The following is a 23,517-nucleotide window of genomic DNA, read 5'->3' on the forward strand; positions in this document are numbered from 1 at the left end:
CGATGGCGGCTGTAGCGGGTCAGCGGATTCCGGACGTGGCGGGGTTCGCACCGAGGGTGGCGCCGGACTCTCCCAAGGAGGCGGGCAAGGCGCTGCGCACCCGCGTGCCGCGGTCGGCGCACGCCGCCTTCGTCGCGCCGGCCGGGAGGCCGGACGCGGTGCGCGCGGTGGAGGAGTCCAACGCCGGGCGGGTCCCCGAGCTGACTCCGATACGGGTGGGCCGGATGGCCGCGAACCCCTTCGCGTTCCTGCGCGGGGCGGCCGGGCTGATGGCTCACGACCTGTCCGGCGGTCCGGTGACCGGGGTCGGCGCGCAGATCTGCGGCGACGCGCACGCGGCGAACTTCGGTCTGTACGGGGACCCGCGCGGCCGGCTCGTCATCGACCTCAACGACTTCGACGAGACCGTGTTCGGTCCGTGGGAATGGGACCTGAAGCGGCTGGCGGCCTCGCTGGTGCTGGCCGGGCGGGTGGCCGGCGCGGACGAGGACACCTGCCGGGCGGCCGCCCTGGACGCGGTGGGCGCGTACCGGCGCACCATGCGGCTCCTGGCGAAGCTGCCCGCTCTCGACGCGTGGAACGCCATCGCGGACGAGGAGCTGGTCTCGCACGCAGACGCCCGCGATCTGCTGGGCACGCTGGAGCGGGTCTCCGAGAAGGCCCGCAACAACACCTCCGCCCGGTTCGCCGCCCGGTCGACGCGGACGGAGCCCGACGGCGGGCGCCGCTTCGTTGACGCGCTGCCCGTACTGCGCCGGGTCGGGGACGGGGAGGCGGCGGCCGTCGCGGCCTCGCTCGGCCCCTACCTCCAGACGCTCCAGGGCGACCGGCTGCCGCTGCTGGCCCGGTACGCGATCCACGACGTGGCCTTCCGCGTGGTGGGCACCGGGAGCGTCGGCACGCGCTCGTACGTGGTCCTGCTGCTGGACCACCGGGGCGAACCGCTGGTGCTCCAGGTCAAGGAGGCGCGGCCCTCGGTGCTGCTGCCGCACCTGCCCGGGCTGGGCTTCGCCTCCGAGCCGGAGGAGCACGAGGGCCGCCGGGTGGTGGCCGGGCAGAAGCGGATGCAGGTGGTCTCCGACATCATGCTCGGCTGGACCACGGTGGAGGGCCGCCCCTTCCAGGTGCGGCAGTTCCGCAACCGCAAGGGCAGCGTGGATCCGGCGGCGCTGGCCGTCGACCAGATCGACGATTACGGGCGGATGACCGGCGCCCTGCTGGCCCGGGCGCACGCGCACAGCGTCGATCCGCGCCTGCTGGCCGGGTACTGCGGGAAGAACGACGAGCTGGACGAGGCGATGGCGTCCTTCGCCGTGGCCTACGCCGACCGCACGGAGGCCGATCACTGCGACCTGGTGGCGGCGGTGCGGGCCGGCCGGATCGCGGCGGAGACCGGCGTCTGATCACGGCCGGAGTCGGGCCGGACCGCCCGCGCCCGGCCCGACCAGGGCGTGACGTGTGCCTGACCTGGGCGTGAGCCGGGTTGGACCGGTTCGGCCGGGGTGGCCGAGGGCCGTGTCACGGCGGGCGGTGTTTCACGTGAAACATCGCCCGCGCGGACGGGCCGTAGGCTGGCCGGGTGAGCGAGCAGACCGAGCAGCCTGAGCAGACAGTCCCCGGTGATTCCGGCGACTCCTCCGTCACCGGCGAGGAGCGCCCCGAGGCGCGCCTGGAGCGGGCCGTGCGGGCCGCCGAGCAGGCGCTGATCGAGTTCGAGATCGCGGTGGAGACCTTCCGGGTGGAGGTGGAGAACTTCTCCCGCCTGCACCACCAGAAGCTGGGCCCCATGTACACGAGGCTCGACGAACTGGACGCGCTGATCGCCGAGGCGAAGGCCTCCCGCAGCGGTGATCCCGAGGACCTGCGACGGGCGAAGGAAGCGCGCTCGCTGGTCATGCCGATGCCCGGGGTGGAGGAGCTGTTCCACGACTGGCTGGGATCGGACGGGATCTCCGACGACGCCTCCGCGATGCTGACCGACCGCCCCGTGCGGCCGCCGGAGCGGGTGCGGCCCTCGGAGGAGGTGCGCCGGCTCTACCGCGAGCTGGTCCGCCAGGCCCACCCCGACCTCGCCCAGGAGGAGGCCGAGCGGGAACGGCGCGACGCGTTCATCGCGCGGGTCAACGCGGCCTACGGGCGGGGCGACGAGCGGCTGCTGCGCGAACTGGCCGAGGAGTGGGCGGCCGGACCGGCGCCCGAGGCGGCCGTGCCGGGCGAGAGCGAGGAGCTGTATGCCCGGCTGGAGTGGCTGGCGCGCCGCAAGGAGCTGCTGTCTCTCGTGGCCAAGGAGCTGGAGGAGAGCGCGATCGGGTCGATGCTGAGGATGGCGCCCGAGGACCCGGACCGGCTGCTGGAGGAGATCGCGGAGCAGCTGCTCGCGGAGGTTTCCCAGCGCGAGGCCGAGCTCGAGGCGGCGCTCGCCGCCGAGTGAGCCCGGCCGGCCGGCGCTGCGCCGCTGCCGGGCCGCATCGGCCGGGCGGGACGGCGGGCAGCGTCGGCTAGGTTGGAGTCACTATCTGCGATGAGAGAAGGCGACGTATGAACTTCGGACCGCTTCCCTCGGTGGACGCCGCCGCGGTGCCCTCCGAAGGCTTTGTCCTCGACGTCCGTGAGGACGACGAATGGGCGGCCGGCCACGTCGAGGGTGCTCTGCACATCCCGATGAGCGACTTCGTGGCCCGCTTCGGTGAGCTGACCGAAGCCGTCGACGACGGCCGCCGTGTGTACGTGATGTGCCGGGTCGGCGGGCGTTCCGCGCAGGTCACCCAGTACCTGGTGCGCCAGGAGATCGACGCCGTGAACGTCGACGGCGGGATGCAGGCCTGGGACGGTGCCGGGCGCCCGATGGTGACGGACAACGGGAACCCGGCCTTCGTCCTCTGACGTCCTCCCGCTCCAGTCCGGACTCCGGCTCCAGTCCGGACTCCGGCTCAGGCGAGGGGGTGGGCGGCCAGCAGGTCGCCCAGGGCCTCCTCGTGCGCCGCGGCCGGGCCGAGCTGGAGCTCCAGCTGCTTGGCCCAGGCGTGGTAGCGGTGCAGCGGGTAGTCGGTGTCGGCGCCGAAGCCGCCGTGCAGGTGCTGGGCGGTCTGCACGACCCGGCGCACGCCCTCCGAGGCCCAGATCTTGGCCACCGCGACGTCACCGGAGCTCGGCAGCGGACCGCCGGCGCCACCGGTCGCGGCGTCGAGCCGCCAGGCGGCCTGCCACAGGGTGACCTCCATGGCGCGCAGGTCGATGTACCGGTCGGCGGCCTGGACGGCGACGGCCTGGAAGGTGGCCACCGGGAAGCCGAACTGCTCACGCTTGCCGGTGTACTCGCTGGTCATCGTGAGGACGTTCTCCCCGAGTCCCAGCGCCAGTGCGCAGGTCCCGGTGGCGAGGAGCTGGCGGAGCCGCTCCCAGGCACCCGGGGTTTCGATGAGGTGCGTCCCGTCCACCCGTACGCCGTCGAGGGCGAGTTCGGCGAGCCGTTCGCCGCTGGTGGAGACCTGTTCGGCCAGGGCGAGTCCCTCGGCGGTGCGCGCGACGAGCGCGAGGACAGCCTCGCCCTCGCCGGTGTGGGCGGGTACGGCGATCCAGTCCGCGCCGTGCGCCCAGGGGACGGCGGTCTGCGTGCCCTCCAGGATCCAGGACTCCCCGTCGCGGCGGGCGATGACGGCCAGTTCGGCCGGGTCGTGGCCGGAGCGCCCGTGGGCGGCGGCGGTGAGCACCAGCGTCCCGCGCCCTGCGCCGGGCAGCAGGGCGGCGGCCAGTTCGGGGCTGCCGTGGGCCTGCACGGCCATGGCCGTGGCGCAGTGCTCCAGCAGCGGGACCCGGGCCAGCACCCTGGCGGCCTCGCGCAGCACCAGGCACAGGGCGACTGTGTCCAGGCCCGCTCCCCCGTGCTCCTCGGCGAGGACCAGGCTCAGCAGGTCGGACCCGGCGAGCTTGGCCCACAGCGGGCGGTCGAAGTCGTCGGCGACGGCCCCCGGGGTCAGCGCGGGGCTGGGCACGCCGTCGGCCGCGACATCCGCGAAGACGGCCCTGGCCGCCTCGACGGCGGCCTGCTGCTCCTCGGTGAAGGTGAAGTCCACTGCCTGTCCTCCCGCGTTCGGGTCTGACGGTGCCGCGTCCGACGGTCTCGCGCCTGACGGTGCGTCAAGATAGAACAGGTTCTTGAAAATGGACAGGCCCCCGTCGTCGACAGGGGCCTGACCGGGTGCCGTCCGCTCGGCGGTCGCTCAGCGGTCGAAGTCGATCTCCACTTCCTCCGTCACCGGGTGCGACTGGCAGGCCAGGACGAAGCCGGCCTCCGTCTCCTCGGCCTCCAGCGCGAAGTTGCGGTCCATCCGGACCTCGCCCGAGACCACGAACGCCCGGCAGGTGCCGCAGACCCCGCCCTTGCAGGCGTACGGGGCGTCCGCGCGGTTGCGGAGCACCGCGTCCAGCAGGGACTCCCCGTCCTGGACCGGCCAGGTGCCCGAGCGGCCGTCGAGCCGGGCGGTGACCCGCCCGTGCGCGGCGGCCGTCCCGGAGGCGGCGCGGGCCGTCGGGGCGGTGTCCTCGACGTGGAAGATCTCCTCGTGCACCCGGGTCCGGGCGACACCGAGCGCGGCCAGGGTCCGCTCCGCGCCCTGCACCAGGCCGTACGGCCCGCACAGGAACCAGCCCGTGACCTCGGCCACCGGCAGCAGCGCGGGCAGCAGGGCCGCCAGCCGCTCCTCGTCCAGCCGCCCCGAGGGCAGCCCGGACTCCTGCTCCTCCCGGGAGAGGACCGTCACCAGCTGGAACCGCGCCGGATAGCGGTCCTTGAGGTCGGCGACCTCCTCCAGGAACATCGTCGAGGCCGCCGTACGGTCGCTGCGCACGAGGCAGAACCGGGCGTCGGGCCGGGCGGCCAGCAGGCTCGCCGCGATCGACAGGACGGGCGTGATGCCGCTGCCGCCCACGATCGCGGCGTAGTGCCCGGTGGCCGGTGCGGCGGCGGGCTCCAGCACGAAGCGCCCCGCCGGGACCATGACGTCCAGCACGTCCCCGGCGGCGATCTCCTTGTGCGCGAACGTGGAGAACTCGCCGCCCTCCACCAGCCGCACCCCGACCCGCAGCTGCGCGGGCCCCGGGCCGTCCGGCGCCGGGGCGGCGGAGCAGATCGAGTAGGTGCGGCGGACCTCCGCGCCACCCTCGGGGGCGGCGCGGCGCAGCGTCAGGTGCTGGCCCGGGGCGTGCCGGTAGTCCTCGCGCAGTTCGGCGGGAACCCGCAGGGTCAGTGCAACCGAGTCGTCGGTGAGCCGGTCGACTGCCGCCACCGTCAGCGGGTGAAACGCGCCGTGGCGGGGGGCGGCCATCTAGAGCTCCTTGAAGTGGTCGAACGGTTCGCGGCAGGCGGTGCAGCGACGCAGCGCCTTGCATGCGGTGGAGGAGAACCGGCTGAGCAGTTCGGTGTCCGTCGATCCGCAGTTGGGGCAGCGGACCGACAGGGTCAGCGGGACCGGCCCGCCGGCCGCGTGCGGCCGGGGCGGGGCGATGCCGAACTCGGCGAGCTTGCGGCGGCCCTCGGCGCTGATGTCGTCGGTGGACCAGGCGGGGGCCAGCACGGTCGTCACCCGCACGTCGGGGATGCCGTGGCCGGTCAGGGCCCGTTCGATGTCGGCGGACATGGCCTCGATCGCCGGGCAGCCCGTGTAGGTGGGCGTGAGGGTGACCTCCGCGTGGCCGTCCTCGTGCATCCGCACCCCGCGGACCACGCCGAGCTCGCCGAGGGTGAGCACGGGCAGCTCCGGGTCCGGGACGGAGCCGGCCAGCTCGGCCAGTTCCGCCTCCAGGCGGGTCGTTCCGGCGTCGGCGGTCACCACGATGCCCCCGGGTGGCTGCGGTGCAGGTGCTGCATCTCGGCGAGCATCCGGCCGAAGGACTCGGTGTGCAGTCCCTGCCGTCCGGCCCCGGCCGCCCAGGCGCCGGTGCGCGGTCCCTGGGGCAGGTCGAGACCGGCCTGCTCCAGTACGCCGGTCAGCGCGGCCAGCCAGCGCCCCTCCACGGCGGTCAGGTCGAGCCCGTCGAGTCCGTCCACCGGCTGGAACATCTCGCCGGTGTACTTCCAGAGCGCGTCGAGGGCGGCCCGCATACGGCTGCGGCTCTCCTCGGTGCCGTCGCCGAGCCGCAGGGTCCACTGCTCGGCGTGGTCGCGGTGGTACGCGGTCTCCTTGACGGCCTTGGCCGCCAGGGGCGCGAACGGGCCGTCCCCGCGGGCGAGCTCCCCGTAGACCTCGTGCTGGTAGAGGGAGAAGTAGAGCTGCCGGGCGATGGTGTGGGCGAAGTCGCCGTTCGGCTGCTCGACCAGCTGGAGGTTGCGGAAGGACCGCTCCTCGCGCAGGTACGCCAGCTCGTCCTCGTCGCCGGCCAGGGACAGCAGGATCCGGGCCTGGCCGAGCAGGTCGAGGGCAATGTTGGCGAGCGCGACCTCCTCCTCCAGGACGGGGGCGTGTCCGGCCCATTCGCCGAGGCGGTGGGAGAGGATCAGCGCGTCGTCGCCGAGCGCCAGCGCCGCCGTGGCTTCGGCGCCGGTGAGACGGGTGGTGTCGGTGCCGGTCACAGGTGGCTCACCCCCTCCGGGATGTCGTAGAAGGTCGGGTGCCGGTAGGGCTTGTCGGCGGACGGCGCGAAGAACGGGTCCCGCTCGTCCGGCGAGGAGGCGGTGATCTCGGTGGAGGGCACCACCCAGATCGAGATGCCTTCACCGCGCCGGGTGTAGAGGTCGCGGGCGTTGCGCAGGGCCATCTCCGCGTCGGGGGCGTGCAGGCTTCCCGCGTGCGTGTGCGAGAGGCCGCGGCGCGAGCGCACGAACACCTCCCACAGGGGCCAGTTCTGCGTCATACCCGTGCCTCCTCGTTCTGTCCGGCGGGCTTCGCCGCCTGTTGTGCCACCTGCTGTGCCGTCTGCTTCCGGGCGTACGCCGCGGCCGCGTCGCGCACCCAGGCGCCTTCCTCGTGGGCCCTGCGCCGCTGGTCGATCCGCTGCTCGTTGCAGGGGCCGTTGCCCTTGAGCACGTTCCAGAACTCCGCCCAGTCGATGGCGCCGAAGTCGTGGTGCCCGCGCTCCTCGTTCCACTTCAGGTCCGGGTCGGGCAGGGTCAGGCCGAGGGACTCGGCCTGAGGGACGGCGATGTCCACGAACCGCTGGCGCAGTTCGTCGTTGGAGTGCCGCTTGATGCGCCAGGCCATCGACTGCGCCGAGTGCGCCGACTCGTCGTCCGGCGGGCCGAACATCATCAGCGACGGCCACCACCAGCGGTCGACGGCGTCCTGGGCCATCGCGTGCTGGGCCTCCGTGCCCTGCGAGAGGGCGAGGAGCAGCTCGTACCCCTGGCGCTGGTGGAAGGACTCCTCCTTGCAGATCCGGACCATGGCGCGGGCGTACGGCCCGTAGGAGCAACGGCAGATCGGCACCTGGTTGGTGATCGCCGCGCCGTCCACGAGCCAGCCGATGGCGCCGACGTCCGCCCAGGTCAGGGTGGGGTAGTTGAAGATCGAGGAGTACTTCTGCTTGCCCGAGTGGAGCTTGTCGAGCAGCTCGTCGCGGCTGGTACCGAGGGTCTCTGCCGCGCTGTAGAGGTACAGCCCGTGGCCGGCCTCGTCCTGGACCTTGGCCATCAGGATCGCCTTGCGGCGCAGCGAGGGCGCACGAGTGATCCAGTTGGCCTCGGGCTGCATGCCGATGATCTCGGAATGGGCGTGCTGGGCCATCTGGCGCACCAGGGAGGCGCGGTATTCGTCCGGCATCCAGTCGCGCGGTTCCACGCGCTCGTCGGCCGCCACCGCCGCGTCGAATGCCGCCGCGAGCTGCGCGCCCAGGTCAGCAGTCATGCCTGTCCCGTCCGTCCCGTCTGTCCCGGGGGCCGTGTCCGGCCCCGTTTCCGGGGTCACTGCCACCATTCCGGCTCCCTGTGAGAGTCCGCCGTCCGCCCGACCGACCGATCGTTCGGTTCATCCGCTTCAATGGTGAGACGACGGCCCGTAGGGTGTCAACCTCTGAGGTCAACCCTGTGGAAGCCGGACGATCGGGTGGGGATGGATTCGAACGAGCACGAGCCCGCCGAAGGGGCCGCTCCGCCACCCCCGCGGGCGCCCGGAATAGCCGGTCTGTCCACCCCGTACCGGGTCGTGACCGCCCTGGCCCTGGGGGTGATCGCCGTGGCCGCCTGTACGCACCTCGCGCTCGTCTTCCTGCACGTGGCCCCGGCCAACACCCTGAGCAAGCAGCACGCGCAGACGATCGACGGCTGGATCTACCCCGAGTTCGAACAGAACTGGAAGCTCTTCGCGCCCAACCCGCTGCAGCAGAACATCGCGGTCGAGGCGCGCGCCGAGGTACGGACCGCCGACGGCGGCATCACCGGCACGCCCTGGCACGACCTGAGCGCCGAGGACGGCGAGGCCATCCGGCACAGCCTGCTGCCGAGCCACACGCGGCAGAACGAGCTCCGCCGGGCCTGGGACTTCTTCACCGGGTCCCACGACGAGGAGAACAGGCCGAACGGCGAGCGCGGCAAGCTGTCCGAGGAGTACCTCCAGCGGATCGCGGTGAACCGGCTCGCCCCCCACGCCCGCGGCGCGGAGATCGTGCGGATCCAGCTGCGCTCGGCGACCACGGCGGTGCCCGCGCCGAAGTGGAGCACCGAGACCACCGACACCCAGACCTACTACCGGGAGCTGCCGTGGTGGACGGTGTGAGGCGTGCCCGCGAGACGGCTGGCCGGCTGGCCGCGCAGATCACCGGGCGGGCGCTGGGCCCGTACCAGAGCGCCGTGGTCCGCATCGGCTTCGCCGCGACCTGGCTCTTCTTCCTGCTGCGCGAGTTCCCTCACCGCGCCGAGCTGTACGGACCGGACGGGCCGTGGAGCTGGCGCCTGGCCGAGCGGCTGATCGATTCCAACCACGCCTTCTCGGTGCTGATGTGGTCGGACTCGACGCTGTGGTTCGAGATCGTGTACGCGGTGTCCGTGCTGGCGAGCGCGGGGCTGCTGCTGGGCTGGCGGACGCGGGCGACCTCCGTGGTGTTCATGATCGGAGTGCTGTCGCTGCAGAACCGCAGCGTGTTCATGGGCGACGGCGGGGACAACGTCATCCACCTGATGGCGATCTACCTGGTGCTGACCCGGTGCGCGCAGGTGTGGTCGCTGGATGCGCGCAGGGCCCGTACGCGCGGCTCGGCGACGGCCGGGGCCGCGGGGCCCGTGCTGTGGGGCGTGCTGGGCGCGGTGTTCGCCTTCGGCGCGGCGACGGGCCGGTTCGGCTACGGCTGGCTGGCGGCGTTCGCGGCGGTGTGGGTGGCCTGCGGGCTGTGGTGGATGGTGGACCGCTACGAGCCGGAGGGCGAGGGGCGGGCGGTCCTGGACGTCCTGGCCAACCTGCTGCACAACGCGGCCATGATGGTGATCATGGCGGAGGTCTGCCTGATCTACGCGACGGCGGGCTGGTACAAGATCCAGGGCTCCCGGTGGCAGGACGGGACGGCCCTGTACTACCCGCTGGGGCTCGACTACTTCTCCCCGTGGCCTGGGCTGTCGGCGCTGGTGGCCGGGAGCGGGACGCTGGTGATGCTGCTGTCGTACGGGACGGTGGCGGTGCAGGTGGCCTTTCCGTTCACCCTGTTCAACCGGCGGATCAAGAACGTCCTGCTGGTGCTGATGATGCTGGAGCACGCGGGGATCGCGGTGCTGCTGGGGCTGCCGTTCTTCTCCCTGGCGATGATCGCCGCGGACGCGGTGTTCCTGCCGACCGGGTTCCTGCTCTGGGCGGGGGTACGGGTCTCCATGGTGCGGTGGCGTCGGCGGCGGGCGGTGGAGCCCGAGCCGGCCGCCGGCGAGCCGGTGCCGGTGCCCGTGCCGTTGCCGGGGCCGCGCTGACGGTGCCGGGGCCGCGCTGACGGTGCCGTGCGGCGCCGCTGCCGGGGCGCCGCCCCGGACCCCGCGCCCCGTCGCCGACGGGGCTGAACCCGGTCGGGAGGGCGTCCGCGCGGACCGTAGGGTCGGGGTATGGACGAGACGGTGCGGGAGTGGCGGGAGGCCGAGCAGGCGGGAGGTCTCGTGCTGCTCGACGGGTTCCACGCGGTGAAGCACGCCCTGCGGTTCGGGGCCGATGTGCGGATGGTCATCGCCGAGGATCCCGGCGCGGTACGGGCGCTCGCCCGTGAGCTGGCTCCGGACGTCGAGGACGCCGTGGCGCGGCTGGTGCGGCGGGCCGCCCTCGAGGAGGTCCTGCCCCGGGTGCATCCCACCGGCGTCGCGGCCCTCGCGGTACGGCCCGACCGGGCGGCGGGCATCGCGGGGCTCGGGCGGCTGCCGCGGCCCGCGCCCGTCGTCGTCCTCGACAACCCCCGCAACCTCGGCAACGTCGGAGCCGTCGTCCGGCTCGCCGCCGGTTTCGGTGCCACCGGCGTGGTGACCCGCGGTGACCTCGACCCCTGGCACCCGAACGTGGTCCGGGCCGGGGCCGGGCTGCACTACGCCACCACCGTCGAGCGCCTGGCCCTGGACGAGCTGCCCCCCGGCCCTCTCTACGCGCTCGACCCGGAGGGCGAGGACATCCGCGCCCTCACCCTCCCGGACGACGCCCTGCTCGCCTTCGGATCGGAACGCCACGGGATCTCACCCGAGCTGCGCGCCCGGGCCGACCACCTGGTCTCCCTGCCGATGCGCTCACAGGTCTCCAGCTACAACCTGGCCACCAGCGTGGCCATGACCCTCTTCCACTGGGGCGGTCCCCCGGCCGAAGAGGGCGCCGAGCCGGCCTAGCCTGCGGCCACGCCGGGCGATGGCCCGTCGGGCGCCCGGCGGGCGCCCGACGTCCGCGGCCTATGCCTGGCGGCGGACCTCCACCACGCGGAAGCGGTTCGCGACGAAGGCGCCGTCGCAGAGGGCCGCGTTGGCCGCCGGGTTGCCGCCGGAGCCGTGGAAGTCCGAGAACGCGGCGGTCTGGTTGACGAAGACCCCGCCGGTCAGGTTCAGCGAGAGCTGCGCGGACTCCTCCAGGCAGACCTCCTCGATCGCCCGCTCGGTGTCCGCCGACGTCGTGTACGCGCCCACCGTCATGGCGCCCTTCTCCCGCACCGTACGGCGCAGCAGGTCGAGGGCGTCGGCGGTGGTGTCCACGGCGACCGCGAAGGAGACCGGGCCGAAGCACTCGGAGAGGTAGGGGGCGTCCGCGTCGGGCTTGGCCGCGTCCAGCTTGACCATGACCGGGGTGCGGACCACCGCGTCCGGGAACTCGGGGTTCACGACCTCGCGGGAGGCCAGCGCGACCTCGCCCAGCGCGGCGGCGGCCTCCAGCCGGGTCCTGACGTCCGGGTTCACCAGCGCGCCGAGCAGCGCGTTGGCCCGGGCGTCGTCGCCCAGCAGGCCGCCGACCGAGGCGGCGAGGTCGGCGACGACCTCGTCGTAGGTCTTGTGGCCGGCGTCCGTCGCGATGCCCTCGCGCGGGATCAGCAGGTTCTGCGGGGTGGTGCACATCTGGCCGCTGTACAGGGACAGCGAGAACGCCAGGTTGGACAGCATGCCCTTGTAGTTGTCGGTGGAGTCCAGGACGACGGTGTTGACGCCGGCCTTCTCCGTGTAGACCTGCGCCTGACGGGCGTTGGTCTCCAGCCAGTCGCCGAACTCGGTGGACCCGGTGTAGTCGATCAGCTTGATCTCGGGGCGGACCGCGAGGGTCTTGGCGATGCCCTCGCCCGGGTGCTCGACCGCGAGCGCCACCAGGTTCGGGTCGAAGCCCGCCTCGGCGAGGACCTCGCGCGCCACCTGGACGGTCAGCGCGAGCGGCAGCACGGCCCGCGGGTGCGGCTTGACCAGGACGGCGTTGCCGGTGGCCAGGGAGGCGAACAGGCCCGGGTAGCCGTTCCAGGTCGGGAAGGTGTTGCAGCCGATCATGAGGGCGATGCCGCGCGGGACGGCGGTGAAGCTCTTGCCGAGCTCCAGCGGGTCCTTCTTGCCCTGCGGCTTCGACCAGTCGGCCTGACCCGGGACCCGGGTCTGCTCCTCGTACGCGTACGCCACGGCCTCCAGGCCGCGGTCCTGCGCGTGCGGGCCGCCGGCCTGGAACGCCATCATGAAGGCCTGGCCGCTGGTGTGCATGACCGCGTGCGCGAACTCGTGGGTCCGGGCGGAGATGCGGGCCAGGATCTCGATACAGACCAGGGCGCGGGCCTCGGGTCCCGCGTCGCGCCAGGCACCCATGCCGGCCTTCATCGCGGGCAGCAGCACGTCCGGGTCCACGTGCGGGTACTCGATGCCCAGCTCCGGGCCGAAGGGGGACACCTCGGCGCCCGCCCAGCCGTCGGTGCCGGGCTGGCCGAGGTCCAGCCGCGTGCCGCGGACGGCCTCGAACGCGGCCAGCCCGTCGGCGGGCGCGGTCTCGCCGTAGGCCTTGGGATGCTCGGGATGCGGGGACCAGTAGGCACGGCTGCGGATCGCCGACAGGGCCTGGTCCAGGGTGGGCCGGTGCTTGGCGGACAGCTGGGGGACGGTGAGCTCGGCGGCCATCAGGGACCAACTCCTCGTTGAGCCGGGCGAAGAACAGCAGACTGGAGTTAGAGTAACCGAACGATCGGTCGGGACAAGAGGGCCCGGCGGACCTGTGGACAAGTGTGTGCGGGAGGATCAGGACATGACAGCAATCGAGCGGTCCCGCACTGTGGCGGTCGTCGGCGCGGGCACCATGGGCCAGGGCATCGCCCAGGTCGCCCTTCTCGCAGGTCACCGCGTGCTGATCTACGACATCAACGCCTCCCTCGCCGCCGACGGCGTCGGCTTCGTCCAGGACCGGGTCGAGCGGATGGCGGCCAAGGGCCGCCTGGACCGCGCCGAGGCCGAGGAGGCGATCGGCCGGATCGCTCCGGCCGGAGACCTCGCGGACCTCGCAGAGGCGGGCCTCGTCATCGAGGCCGTCGTCGAGAACGTCACCGTCAAGCAGTCGCTCTTCGCCGCGCTCGAAGAGGTGGTCGCGCCGGACGCGCTGCTGGCCACGAACACCTCCTCGCTCTCCGTCACCGAGCTCGCCGCCGGGCTCGCGCACCCCGGCCGCTTCCTCGGCCTGCACTTCTTCAACCCGGCCCCGCTGCTCCCGCTCGTCGAGGTGGTCAGCGGGTTCGCGACCGACCCGGCCGCCGCCGAGCGCGCGTACCGCACCGTCCTCGGCTGGGGGAAGACGCCGGTCCGCTGCGCCGACACCCCCGGGTTCATCGTCAACCGGATCGCCCGCCCCTTCTACGCCGAGGCCTTCGCGGTGTACGAGGAGCGGGGCGCGGACGCGGCCACCATCGACGCCGTGCTGCGCGAGAGCGGCGGCTTCAAGATGGGCCCCTTCCAGCTGACCGACCTGATCGGCCAGGACGTGAACGAGGCCGTGACCCGCTCGGTGTGGGAGTCCTTCTTCCGCAGCCCGAAGTTCACCCCCTCCCTCGCCCAGCGCCGGCTCGTCCAGTCGGGCCGCCTCGGACGCAAGTCCGGGCACGGCTGGTACCCGTACGGCCCCGGCGCCGAGCCCGCGCTCCCGCACACCGCGGCGCCCGAGGAGGCCCCGGCGAAGGTCACCGTCGTCGGTGACCTCGGCCCGGCGGCCGGCCTGGTGGAGCTGCTGGAGGAGGCCGGGATCGCGGTCGCGGCCACCGAGCAGGGGGGCCCGTACATCCAGCTTCCCGGCGAGGGCCAGCTGGTCCTCGCCGACGGCAAGACCTCCGTGGAGTTCGCGGACGTCGTCTACTTCGACCTCGCGCTCGACTACCGCGGCGCCACCCGCATCGCGCTCTCCGCGAGCGGGGACACCAGCGAGCGGACCCTGGCCGAGGCGATCGGCCTCTTCCAGAAGCTCGGCAAGCAGGTCTCCGTGATCGGCGACGTCCCCGGCATGATCGTCGCGCGGACCGTCGCGATGCTGATCGACCTGACGGCCGACGCGGTCGCCCGGGGGGTCGCCTCCGCCGAGGACATCGACACGGCGATGCGGCTCGGCGTCAACTACCCGCTGGGCCCGGCCGAATGGCACGACCGGATCGGCCGCGACTGGGCCTACGACCTGCTGCACAACCTCGACGAGCGCGTCCCCGGCGGCCGCTACGCGCCCTCCCTCGCCCTGTTCAAACTGGGCTACGAGGACGGCGACGACGAGGGCGACCGCGAGGGCGACCGGGACGACACGGGGGAGAACGCATGACCACGGCCAAACGGGACACGTACACCCCCGAGACCCTGCTGTCCGTTGCCGTCCAGGTCTTCAACGAGCGCGGCTACGACGGCACCTCGATGGAGCACCTCTCCAAGGCCGCGGGCATCTCGAAGTCCTCGATCTACCACCACGTCGCGGGCAAGGAGGAGCTGCTGCGGCGCGCCGTCAGCCGCGCCCTCGACGGGCTCTTCGCGATCCTGGAAGAGCCCGGAGCGATACGCGGCCGGGCGGTCGAGCGCGTTGAATACGTCACGCGCCGCACGGTCGAGGTACTGGTCGGCGAACTGCCCTACGTGACGCTGCTGCTGCGCGTACGCGGCAACACCCGCACCGAGCGGTGGGCGCTGGAACGCCGCCGCGACTTCGACCACCAGGTCGCCGACCTGCTCAAGGCCGCCGCGGCCGACGGCGACCTCCGGGCGGACGTGGACATCCGCCTCGCCACCCGCCTGCTCTTCGGCATGGTGAACTCCCTGGTCGAGTGGTACCGCCCGCACTCGGGCACGGGACCCGACCAGCTCGCGGACGCGGTCGTCCACATGGCCTTCGACGGCCTGCGCACCGCCCGCTGACCCGCGCAGGACCCACAGCGCCCCCCGGAACGGCCGCAACGGCCCCGGGGGGCGTCTGCCGTCCCCCGGACGGGCCAGGGGGGTGTCCTGCCGATCGGGCGGGGCCCGGGGGCCTACTCCTCCGAGATCGTCGGGCCGCTCCCCGGGCGCGGGCCCGTGTCCAGGAGGTCGGTCTCCTCGAAGACCAGCAGGGTCCGCGTCGAGAGGACCTCCGGGATGGCCTGGAGGCGGGTGAGGACCAGCTCGCGCAGGGTCCGGTTGTCCGGGGTGTGCACCAGCAGCAGGACATCGAAATCACCGCTGACCAGCGCGATGTGCGCGGCGCCCGGGAGCTCGCGCAGCTGCTCGCGGACCGTGCGCCAGGAGTTCTGGACGATCTTCAGGGTGATATAGGCGGATGCGCCCTGGCCTGCACGTTCGTGGTTGACGCGGGCCGTGAACCCGCGGATCACGCCGTCGTCCATGAGCCGGTTGATCCGGGCGTAGGCGTTCGCCCGCGAGACGTGCACCTGCTCCGCCACCGACCGTATCGACGCGCGGCCGTCCGCCTGGAGCAGCCGCATGATCGACCGGTCGATCGGATCCAGGGGACGGGGCGTGACGGGCGGGACTCCCGAGGTGCCCGGGGCGCCCCCCGGCGCAGCCGGTGCGGAACCCGGTCCGGCCATTTGTTCATCCGGCATTGCCCGATGCCTCCCTCTCCTGGACGTCCTGCATCCATCCCAGGCCCCCGACGCCAGTTTGTCCACAGCCTGGAGTCGCCTGTAGCCAAATTGCGCGGACAACCGAACAATCGGTAGGTGAGGGGCCTCACACCCGGGGCACCCCCTGCCCGCTTCCCACGAGGAGGTGTACGCCGCCATGACGGTCCAAGAGCTGCCCGGTGCCGGTGCGTCCCACCGTTCCACCACGCCGCCCGCCTGGAGGCCCCGTACGGACGCCGCTCCGCTGCTCCCGGACCCCGAGCCCTACCGGGTACTGGGTACCGAGGCGGCGGACCGGCTCGACCCGGAGCTGATGCGACGCTGCTACGCCGAGCTGGTGCGCGGCCGCCGCTACAACGCCCAGGCCACGGCGCTCACCAAGCAGGGCCGGCTCGCCGTCTACCCCTCCACCGTGGGCCAGGAGGCCTGCGAGATCGCGGCCGCCATGGTCCTGGAGGACCAGGACTGGCTGTTCCCGAGCTACCGCGACACCCTGGCGGCCGTGGCGCGCGGCCTGGACCCCGTCCAGGCGCTGACCCTGCTGCGCGGCGACTGGCACACCGGCTACGACCCCCGTGAGCACCGCATAGCCCCGCTCTCGACCCCGCTCGCCACCCAGCTGCCGCACGCGGTGGGCCTGGCGCACGCGGCCCGGCTGCGCGGCGACGACGTCGTCGCCCTCGCCATGGTCGGCGACGGCGGCACCAGCGAGGGCGACTTCCACGAGGCACTGAACTTCGCCGCCGTCTGGCAGGCCCCGGTGGTCTTCCTCGTGCAGAACAACGGCTTCGCGATCTCCGTCCCGCTCGCCAAGCAGACCGCCGCCCCGACGCTGGCCCACAAGGCCGTGGGGTACGGGATGCCCGGCCGGCTGGTCGACGGCAACGACATCGCCGCGATGCACGAGGTGCTGACCGAGGCGGTCCGCCGCGCCCGCGCCGGTGGTGGCCCGACCCTGATCGAGGCCGTCACCTACCGGATGGAAGCCCACACGAACGCCGACGACGCGACCCGCTACCGCGGTGACGCGGAGGTCGAGGCCTGGAAGGCGCACGACCCGATCGATCTGCTGGAGCGCGAGCTGACCGCGCGCGGGATCATCGACGAAGCGGCCGTCAAGGCGGCGCGCGACGACGCCGAGGTGATGGCCGCGGCGCTCCGCGAGGGGATGAACGCGGACCCGGTGGTGGACCCGATGGACCTGTTCGCGCACGTGTACGCGGAGCAGACGGACCGGCTGCGCGAGCAGGCGGCCATGCTCCGTGCAGAGCTGGAAGCCGAGGATCAGGCGTGACGACGGTGGCGGCGAAGTCCGCGAAGACGGGGGCCAAGCCCGCGACGATGGCGCAGGCCCTGACCCGGGCCATGCGCGACGCGATGGCGGAGGACCCGACGGTCCACGTCATGGGCGAGGACGTCGGAACGCTGGGCGGGGTCTTCCGGATCACGGACGGGCTCGCGAAGGAATTCGGCGAGGAGCGCTGCACGGACACCCCGCTCGCCGAGGCGGGCATCCTGGGCGCGGCGGTCGGCATGGCCATGTACGGGCTGCGGCCGGTCGTGGAGATGCAGTTCGACGCCTTCGCGTACCCGGCGTTCGAGCAGCTCATCTCGCACGTGGCGAAGATGCGCAACCGCACCCGCGGTGCGATGCCGCTGCCGATCACCATCCGCGTTCCGTACGGCGGCGGGATCGGCGGCGTGGAGCACCACTGCGACTCTTCCGAGGCGTACTACGTGGCCACGCCCGGCCTCACCGTGGTCACCCCGGCGACGGTCGAGGACGCCTACGGCCTGCTGCGCGCCTCCATCGCCAGCGACGACCCGGTGGTCTTCCTGGAGCCGAAGCGGCTCTACTGGTCGAAGGCCGACTGGCGGCCCGAGGCGCCGGCGGCCGTGCCCGGCATCGGGAAGGCGCTGGTCCGGCGGACCGGCACCAGCGCCACTCTGATCACCTACGGGCCTTCGCTCCCGGTGTGCCTGGAGGCGGCCGAGGCGGCGCGCGAGGAGGGCTGGGACCTGGAGGTCGTGGACCTGCGCTCGCTCGTCCCGTTCGACGAGGACACGGTCGTGGAGTCCGTACGCCGCACCGGGCGCGCGGTGGTGGTCCACGAGGCGAACGGCTTCGGCGGACCCGGCGCGGAGATCGCCGCCCGCATCACGGAGCGGTGCTTCCACCACCTGGAGGCGCCGGTGCTGCGGGTGACGGGCTTCGACATCCCGTATCCGCCGCCGATGCTGGAGAAGCACCACCTGCCGGGAGTGGACCGGATCCTGGACACCGTGGCACGCCTGCAGTGGGAGAACTGATGCCGCAGGTAATGGAATTCAAGCTTCCCGATCTCGGGGAGGGCCTGACCGAGGCCGAGATCGTCCGCTGGCTGGTCGCGGTGGGCGATGTCGTCGCCATCGACCAGCCGGTGGTCGAGGTCGAGACGGCCAAGGCGATGGTGGAGGTTCCGTGCCCCTACGGCGGTGTGGTCACCGCCCGTTTCGGGGAGGAGGGCACGGAACTGCCCGTCGGAGCACCGCTGATCACCGTGGCGGTGGGGGCGTCCTCGCTTCCTGAGGTCCCGGCCGCGCCGGCGGCCGAGGCCGACGGCGGCGGCAATGTGCCCCGGCCTCTGATCGGCTACGGCGAGGACCACTCGCGCCCGGCGCGTCGGCGACGGGTGCGACCCGTCACCGCCGCGGTCTCGGCGCCCGTCGTCGTGGCCCCGGTGGCCCCGGTGGCTCCGGCGCTGCCCGCCGGGCCGGTGCCCGTGATCTCGCCGCTGGTGCGCAAGCTGGCCAAGGACGGCGGGGTCGACCTGCGCGCGCTGAAGGGGTCGGGGCCCGAGGGCCTGATCCTGCGGGCGGACGTCGAGGCGGCGCTGGCCGTGCTGCGGGCGCCCGAGCCGGCCCCGGTCGCCCCCGTGGCGACGGCCGCGGCCCCGGCAGTGGCGGCGCAGGGCGAGCGGATCCCGCTCAAGGGGGTGCGCGGGGCGGTCGCCGAGAAGCTCTCGCGCAGCCGCCGGGAGATCCCGGACGCCACCTGCTGGGTCGACGCGGACGCCACCGAGCTGATGGCCGCCCGGGCCGCGATGAACGCCGTGGGCGGGCCCAAGATCTCGGTGCTCGCGCTGCTGGCCCGGATCTGCACGGCCGCCCTGGCCAAGTACCCGGAGCTCAACTCCACCGTGGACCTCGCGGCCAAGGAGATCGTCCGGCTGCCGTCGGTGCACCTGGGCTTCGCCGCCCAGACCGAGCGGGGCCTGGTGGTCCCGGTGGTCCGCGACGCGCAGCACCGCAACCCGGAGTCCCTGTCGGCGGAGTTCGCCCGGCTGACCGAGCTGGCCCGGTCCGGGAAGCTGACTCCGTCCGATCTGACCGGCGGCACCTTCACCCTGAACAACTACGGGGTGTTCGGGGTCGACGGCTCCACGCCGATCATCAACCACCCCGAAGCGGCGATGCTGGGCGTGGGCCGGATCATCGACAAGCCGTGGGTCCACGAGGGGCAGCTGGCGATCCGCAAGGTCGTCCAGCTGTCGCTGACCTTCGACCACCGGGTCTGCGACGGCGGTACGGCGGGCGGCTTCCTGCGCCACGTCGCCGACTGCGTGGAATCCCCGGCGGTCCTGCTCCGCAGCCTGTAGCCCGGCACGGGCGGGGTCCCGGTGCATGCCGGTGGGGCTGGATCTGCCCGAAGGGCGGATCCAGCCCCACCGGCGTTTGAGGCGCGGGGGTTCGGGGGCGGAGCCCCCGCAGCGGCGCCGCGCCCGGCTCTCAGACGGTGAGCAGCAGCTTGCCCACGTGGGCGCTGGACTCCAGCACGCGGTGGGCCTCGGCCGCGTCCCGCATGGGGAACGCCGCGTGCACCACCGGCCGGATCCGCCCCGCGGCGACCAGCGGCCACACGTGCTCGCGCACGGCGGCGACGATGGCCGCCTTCTCCTCCAGCGGGCGGGCCCGCAGCGAGGTGGCGGTGATCGCCGCCCGCTTCGCCAGCAGCGCGCCGAGGTTCAGTTCGGCCTTCACCCCGCCCTGGAGCCCGATCACCGCGAGCCGTCCGTTCACGGCGAGCGCGTCCACGTTCCGGGCGAGGTACTTCGCTCCCATGATGTCGAGGATCACGTCCGCCCCGGCCCCGCCCGTCGCCTCGCGCAGCGCGGCCACGAAGTCCTGCTCGCGGTAGTCGATCAGGATGTCCGCGCCCAGCTCCTTGCAGCGCGCCAGCTTCTCCGGGCCGCCCGCCGTCACGGCGACCGTCGCGCCCACCGCCTTCGCCAGCTGGATCGCCATTGTCCCGATCCCGCTGGACCCGCCGTGCACCAGCAGGGTCTCGCCGGGGCGCAGTCCGGCCACCATGAACACGTTGGACCACACGGTCGTGACGACCTCGGGCAGTGCGGCCGCCGTCGTCAGGTCCACGCCCGCCGGGACCGGCAACAGCTGGCCCGCCGGGACGGCCACGCGCTCGGCGTACCCGCCACCGGCCAGCAGGGCGCACACCTCGTCGCCCACGGACCAGCCGGAGACCCCCGGACCGATCGCGGCGATCCGGCCGGAACACTCCAGCCCCGGATGGCGCGAGGCGCCGGGCGGCGGATCGTAGAAGCCCTGTCGCTGGAGTACGTCGGCGCGGTTCACGGCGCTCGCCGCGACCTCGACGAGTACCTCGCCCTCGCCCGGCACCGGATCGGGTACGTCGGCCCAGACGAGGGCCTCGGGGCCGCCGGGCTGCTCGATGGTGATCGCATGCATGGCCCGGAGGCTACGCCACGGCGCGGCTACTCGGCAGGACCGAGCTTCACCTGCGAGGTCGGCGGGACCGCCCGCACGATGGTGATGAGACGGTCCGTCAGCTGGATCGGGCTCGCGTGCGGGTCGTCGTAAGCGAGCAGCCGGTGCCCGCGCAGCACGCTCACCACCAGGTCCTCGGTGTCCCGGACCGACTTGCCGGCCTCGGACTTGCGAGCGGGGCGTTCGACGAGGTCGAGGCCGCTGCCCTGCTGGATCAGGTCCTCCATCACCGTGCCCGCGCTCGGGCTGAGCACGGACAGGCCCAGCAGCCGGCCGGCCGCGCTCGCGCTCGTGATGACCGCGTCCGCGCCGGACTGGCGCAGCAGCGGGGCGTTCTCCTCCTCGCGCACCGCCGCGACGATCTTCGCCCCGCGGTTGAGCTGCCGGGCGGTCAGCGTGACCAGGACCGCCGTGTCGTCCCGCTGGGTCGCGATGATGATCTGACGGGCCTTCTGCAGCTCGGCGCGGAGCAGCACGTCGGAGCGGGTGGCATCGCCGACCACGCCCGTGAACCCCTCCGCGTTGGCCGTGTCGATCACCTTGGCGCTGGGGTCGACGATGACGACCTGCTCCTTGGAGAGGCCGGTGGCCAGCAGCGTCTGCAGGGCCGAGCGGCCCTTCGTACCGAAGCCGACGACGACCGTGTGCTCACGCAAGTTCTTCCTCCAGCTCTTCAGCCGCCACTCTTCCCTCGTCCGCTCCGTCAGGACTTCCAGGGTGGTACCGACCAGGATGATCAGGAACAGCACGCGCAGCGGGGTGATCAGCAGGATGTTGATCAATCGTGCGCTGTCGCTGTACGGCACGATGTCGCCGTAGCCGGTCGTGGACAGCGTCACGGTCGCGTAGTAGAAGCAGTCGAGGAGATCGACCGTCTCGTTGGCGTTGTCGTGGTAGCCGCCGCGGTCCAGCCACACGATGAACACGGTCAGGAAGAGCACGAACAAGGCCATCAACAGGCGCTTGGTGACCTGGCTCAGCGGGTTCTCGACGACGCGTCTGGGCAGCTTGATGCGCCGGGAGACGAGTTTCTCGTCGGCGCCACGGGCCATGGAGTCCTGGCCGTGCAGTTTCACGTGAAACATCCTCCAGAAGCCCAGGGCAGATCGAGAATCTCCAGTTCCTGTCCGGACCGCGCGCCCCTGGGCGGTACGACGGCCAGGGCGTCGGCGGCCGCCACACCCCGCAGCATCGCAGGTCCGTGGTAGCGCAGCGGCACCGCGTGCTCGTCGCTCAACAGGACCGGCACCAGCCGGGTGTCGTACGGGTGGCCCGCCACGTCGCCCTGCACCGGCGCCGTGTAGCGGGGGCGCCCGCGGCGGCCGGCGAGGGCGCGCAGCAGGGGATCGGCGAGGGTCAGCAGTCCGGAGACGGCGGCCAGCGGGTTCCCGGGCAGCCCGACCAGGTGGCGCACCGCGTGTCCGTCGGGCGTCCCGGAGCCGAGGCGGGCCAGCAACATGGGGTGCCCGGGGCGGACGGCCACTCCGTCGACCAGCAGGTCGGCGCCCGCCTCGCGCAGTACGGGATGGACGTGGTCGACGGGCCCGGACGCGGTGCCGCCCGTGGTGACGAGGACGTCGGCGGTGCTCGTGGTGACGGCCTCCAGGAGGGCCGCGGCCCCCGCCGGGTCGTCGCCGAGCCGTCGCGTACCGACGACCTCGGCGCCGAGGCGGTCGAGCCAGGGCCCGAGCATGGGGCTGAGGGCGTCGCGGATCAGCCCCTCGTGCGGCAGACCGTCGGTGAGCAGCTCGTCGCCGAGCACCAGGATCTCCACGCGGGGGCGCGGCGAGGTGGTCAGCTCGTCGTACCCGGCGGCTGCGGCGAGCCCCAGCACGGCCGGGGTGACCAGGGAGCCGGCGGGCAGCAGCAGGTCACCGGAGCGGCACTCCTGGCCCCGCGGGCGGATGTCCTGTCCGGTGAGGACGGGCCGGTCGGCGAAGAGCTGGGCACCGGACTCGCGGCAGTGCTCGCTGCGGATGACGGCGGTGGTGTCGGCGGGGATCCGGGCGCCGGTGGCGATCCGTACGGCCTCGCCGTCCGTGAGGGGCTCGGGCCGCCCGGAGCCGGCCAGGACGCCGCCGCCGGCGCGCACGCTCCAGGGGCCGGGGCCCGCGACGGCCCAGCCGTCCATGGCGGAGGTGTCGAAGGACGGCAGGTCGGTCAGCGCGTCCAGGGGGGCGGCGAGGACCTCGCCGAGGGCGTCCGCCAGGGGCACGCGGTGGGTGCGCGGACGCACCCTGCTCCCGGCGAGGACGGCGGTGTCCCGGGCCCGCTGCCAGGAGGCCGTGCGGTGTCCGCCCGCGCCGGCGCCGTCCTCGGGGGCCCGGCTGACCAGGGCCAGGGCCTCGTCGAGGGCCTGCTCGGCGGAGTTCGTGGGGGTCATCCGGAGCCGTTCCGTTCGGCGTCGTCGGCCGCGGCGTCGTCGGCCCAGCGCAGCGCCAGGTCGGCCGCCTTGCGGGAGGCCTCGGCGACGGCCCGGGCCGGGTCGGCGCCGGTGGCGGCGGCTTGGGCGGCCGCGTAGCCGACCAGGAAGGTGGTCAGCGGGGCGGCGGGCCGGGCGACGCCGTGGGCGGCGTCCCGGGCGAGGTCGAGCAGGGTGTCGGTGTCGACGGCGAGGTCGATGCCCAGCTCGTTCTTGACGGCGGTGATCCATTGCTCCAGCACGGTTCCATGGTCCCTGATGCGGGCGCGGGCGACCGCGAGATCGTCCCAGGTGTCGCAGTCGAAGGAAGCCAGTGGCCGGGACGTGACGCGGGCGAGGTCCAGTTCGGCGGTGAGCGCGCGGAGCGGGAGCCCGGTGAGGTTGCCGTGTTCGGTGGCGAGCAGGGCGATCTCGCGGCGCAGGGGCTCGGCCCGGTACGCGGCGACCAGCGGCTGGTCCCGGCCGTCGGGGTCGCGCAGCATCGCCCCGTCCGTGCCGGGGGCGTCCAGCAGGGCCCGTACGGTCTCCCGGTCGAGGAACGGCAGGTCGGCGGAGAGTACGAGGACCAGTTCGGCGGTGGTCCGGCGCAGCCCGGCATCCAGCGCGGCCACGGGGCCACCGCCGGGCGGGTCCTCGCGGGTCCAGTCGACGGGGCGCGCGGTGGGTCGGCGGCCGCCGACCACGACGGTCGTGCGGGCGTCCGGGCAGGCGTCGAGGACGCGGTCGAGGAGCGCGCGCCCGCCGACGCTCAGCGCGGGCTTGTCGGCGCCGCCGAGTCGCCGCGCGGCGCCGCCGGCCAGCACGATCGCGTCGTAGCTCATGCCCATGAGTATGCGGCGGCC

General features: G+C 73.4%; 23 protein-coding genes. 11 read left to right on the top strand and 12 right to left on the bottom strand.

Translation table 11 applies throughout. From position 1 onward, the window contains the following. Positions 1–2: 2 nt before the first annotated feature. From OG753_RS22390 to OG753_RS22400, 3 genes are all read left to right on the top strand, one after another. The gene (locus OG753_RS22390; protein WP_405789821.1) at positions 3–1,403 is read left to right on the top strand and encodes a DUF2252 domain-containing protein; all 1,401 of its coding nucleotides are present in this window, start codon (positions 3–5) and stop codon (positions 1,401–1,403) included. A gap of 266 nt (positions 1,404–1,669) precedes the next feature. Next, positions 1,670–2,431 carry a J domain-containing protein gene (locus tag OG753_RS22395; protein ID WP_327266866.1) on the top strand — a complete coding sequence of 254 codons (762 nt, stop codon included), beginning with the start codon at positions 1,670–1,672 and terminating at the stop codon, positions 2,429–2,431. A gap of 107 nt (positions 2,432–2,538) precedes the next feature. Next, positions 2,539–2,883: a rhodanese-like domain-containing protein gene (locus tag OG753_RS22400; RefSeq protein ID WP_327263469.1), complete on the top strand. Its 345-nt coding sequence runs from the start codon at positions 2,539–2,541 to the stop codon at positions 2,881–2,883. A gap of 47 nt (positions 2,884–2,930) precedes the next feature. Here OG753_RS22400 and OG753_RS22405 read toward each other — a convergent pair whose 3' ends face one another. The 6 genes from OG753_RS22405 to paaA all read right to left on the bottom strand — a co-directional run bounded on the left by OG753_RS22405 (position 2,931) and on the right by paaA (position 7,907). Continuing rightward, positions 2,931–4,073, bottom strand: a complete 1,143-nt coding sequence (locus OG753_RS22405) for an acyl-CoA dehydrogenase family protein (RefSeq protein ID WP_405789823.1) — start codon at positions 4,071–4,073, stop codon at positions 2,931–2,933. 147 nt (positions 4,074–4,220) lie between these two features. After that, a complete protein-coding gene (locus tag OG753_RS22410; RefSeq protein WP_327263471.1) occupies positions 4,221–5,324 on the bottom strand; it encodes a 2Fe-2S iron-sulfur cluster-binding protein in 1,104 nt (367 codons plus the stop codon). Beyond that, positions 5,325–5,831, bottom strand: a complete 507-nt coding sequence (gene paaD / locus OG753_RS22415; protein ID WP_327263472.1) for a 1,2-phenylacetyl-CoA epoxidase subunit PaaD — start codon at positions 5,829–5,831, stop codon at positions 5,325–5,327. Beyond that, positions 5,825–6,568, bottom strand: coding sequence for a 1,2-phenylacetyl-CoA epoxidase subunit PaaC (gene paaC / locus OG753_RS22420; RefSeq protein WP_327263473.1), 744 nt, complete (start codon positions 6,566–6,568; stop codon positions 5,825–5,827). The genes paaD and paaC overlap by 7 nt, the downstream gene beginning before the upstream one ends. After that, a complete protein-coding gene (paaB, locus tag OG753_RS22425) occupies positions 6,565–6,849 on the bottom strand; it encodes a 1,2-phenylacetyl-CoA epoxidase subunit PaaB (protein ID WP_030009045.1) in 285 nt (94 codons plus the stop codon). The genes paaC and paaB overlap by 4 nt, the downstream gene beginning before the upstream one ends. Then, positions 6,846–7,907, bottom strand: coding sequence for a 1,2-phenylacetyl-CoA epoxidase subunit PaaA (gene paaA / locus OG753_RS22430; RefSeq protein WP_383194619.1), 1,062 nt, complete (start codon positions 7,905–7,907; stop codon positions 6,846–6,848). The genes paaB and paaA overlap by 4 nt, the downstream gene beginning before the upstream one ends. Before the next feature lie 135 nt (positions 7,908–8,042). Between paaA and OG753_RS22435 the strand changes: the two genes are divergently transcribed. The 3 genes from OG753_RS22435 to OG753_RS22445 all read left to right on the top strand — a co-directional run bounded on the left by OG753_RS22435 (position 8,043) and on the right by OG753_RS22445 (position 10,768). Continuing rightward, on the top strand, positions 8,043–8,705 hold the full coding sequence (locus OG753_RS22435; RefSeq protein WP_327263475.1) for a DUF5819 family protein: 663 nt from the start codon (positions 8,043–8,045) through the stop codon (positions 8,703–8,705). After that, positions 8,690–9,880, top strand: a complete 1,191-nt coding sequence (locus OG753_RS22440) for an HTTM domain-containing protein (protein ID WP_405789827.1) — start codon at positions 8,690–8,692, stop codon at positions 9,878–9,880. Before OG753_RS22435 ends, OG753_RS22440 begins: the two co-directional genes overlap by 16 nt. A gap of 129 nt (positions 9,881–10,009) precedes the next feature. Then, on the top strand, positions 10,010–10,768 hold the full coding sequence (locus tag OG753_RS22445) for an RNA methyltransferase (protein WP_327263477.1): 759 nt from the start codon (positions 10,010–10,012) through the stop codon (positions 10,766–10,768). 60 nt (positions 10,769–10,828) lie between these two features. Here the strand turns inward: OG753_RS22445 and paaN are convergent, their stop codons facing one another. Further along, on the bottom strand, positions 10,829–12,511 hold the full coding sequence (gene paaN, locus OG753_RS22450; RefSeq protein ID WP_327263478.1) for a phenylacetic acid degradation protein PaaN: 1,683 nt from the start codon (positions 12,509–12,511) through the stop codon (positions 10,829–10,831). A gap of 124 nt (positions 12,512–12,635) precedes the next feature. Here paaN and OG753_RS22455 point away from each other — a divergent pair, with 124 nt between their 5' ends. Then, positions 12,636–14,180, top strand: a complete 1,545-nt coding sequence (locus tag OG753_RS22455; protein WP_327263479.1) for a 3-hydroxyacyl-CoA dehydrogenase — start codon at positions 12,636–12,638, stop codon at positions 14,178–14,180. Further along, positions 14,177–14,764: a TetR/AcrR family transcriptional regulator gene (locus tag OG753_RS22460; RefSeq protein ID WP_327263480.1), complete on the top strand. Its 588-nt coding sequence runs from the start codon at positions 14,177–14,179 to the stop codon at positions 14,762–14,764. The genes OG753_RS22455 and OG753_RS22460 overlap by 4 nt, the downstream gene beginning before the upstream one ends. A 113-nt stretch (positions 14,765–14,877) precedes the next feature. On the opposite strand, the gene OG753_RS22465 is transcribed toward OG753_RS22460, so the two are convergent. Continuing rightward, positions 14,878–15,447, bottom strand: a complete 570-nt coding sequence (locus OG753_RS22465; RefSeq protein WP_327263481.1) for an Lrp/AsnC family transcriptional regulator — start codon at positions 15,445–15,447, stop codon at positions 14,878–14,880. A gap of 178 nt (positions 15,448–15,625) precedes the next feature. Between OG753_RS22465 and pdhA the strand changes: the two genes are divergently transcribed. Genes pdhA through OG753_RS22480 form a run of 3 tightly spaced genes read left to right on the top strand, consistent with a single transcriptional unit; the run spans position 15,626 to position 19,106 of the window. After that, the gene (gene pdhA / locus OG753_RS22470) at positions 15,626–16,762 is read left to right on the top strand and encodes a pyruvate dehydrogenase (acetyl-transferring) E1 component subunit alpha (RefSeq protein ID WP_327263482.1); all 1,137 of its coding nucleotides are present in this window, start codon (positions 15,626–15,628) and stop codon (positions 16,760–16,762) included. A 47-nt stretch (positions 16,763–16,809) separates the two neighbouring features. Next, positions 16,810–17,778: an alpha-ketoacid dehydrogenase subunit beta gene (locus OG753_RS22475; protein WP_327266867.1), complete on the top strand. Its 969-nt coding sequence runs from the start codon at positions 16,810–16,812 to the stop codon at positions 17,776–17,778. Further along, positions 17,778–19,106 carry a dihydrolipoamide acetyltransferase family protein gene (locus OG753_RS22480; protein WP_405789830.1) on the top strand — a complete coding sequence of 443 codons (1,329 nt, stop codon included), beginning with the start codon at positions 17,778–17,780 and terminating at the stop codon, positions 19,104–19,106. The genes OG753_RS22475 and OG753_RS22480 overlap by 1 nt, the downstream gene beginning before the upstream one ends. A 130-nt stretch (positions 19,107–19,236) precedes the next feature. Here the strand turns inward: OG753_RS22480 and OG753_RS22485 are convergent, their stop codons facing one another. From OG753_RS22485 to OG753_RS22500, 4 genes are read right to left on the bottom strand one after another with little or no spacing between them, the layout of a single operon-like run. Continuing rightward, positions 19,237–20,214 (bottom strand): NAD(P)H-quinone oxidoreductase, encoded by a 978-nt coding sequence (locus OG753_RS22485; protein ID WP_405789832.1) that lies wholly within the window; start codon positions 20,212–20,214, stop codon positions 19,237–19,239. Positions 20,215–20,240: 26 nt separating this feature from the next. After that, complete coding sequence (locus OG753_RS22490) at positions 20,241–21,338, bottom strand: potassium channel family protein (protein ID WP_327263485.1); 1,098 nt, start codon at positions 21,336–21,338, stop codon at positions 20,241–20,243. Continuing rightward, complete coding sequence (locus OG753_RS22495) at positions 21,326–22,636, bottom strand: molybdopterin molybdotransferase MoeA (protein WP_405789834.1); 1,311 nt, start codon at positions 22,634–22,636, stop codon at positions 21,326–21,328. The genes OG753_RS22490 and OG753_RS22495 overlap by 13 nt, the downstream gene beginning before the upstream one ends. After that, positions 22,633–23,496, bottom strand: coding sequence for an NTP transferase domain-containing protein (locus OG753_RS22500; protein ID WP_405789835.1), 864 nt, complete (start codon positions 23,494–23,496; stop codon positions 22,633–22,635). Before OG753_RS22500 ends, OG753_RS22495 begins: the two co-directional genes overlap by 4 nt. Positions 23,497–23,517: the final 21 nt, after the last annotated feature.

Source organism: Streptomyces sp. NBC_00029, from assembly GCF_045160505.1.
GTDB lineage: Bacteria > Actinomycetota > Actinomycetes > Streptomycetales > Streptomycetaceae > Streptomyces.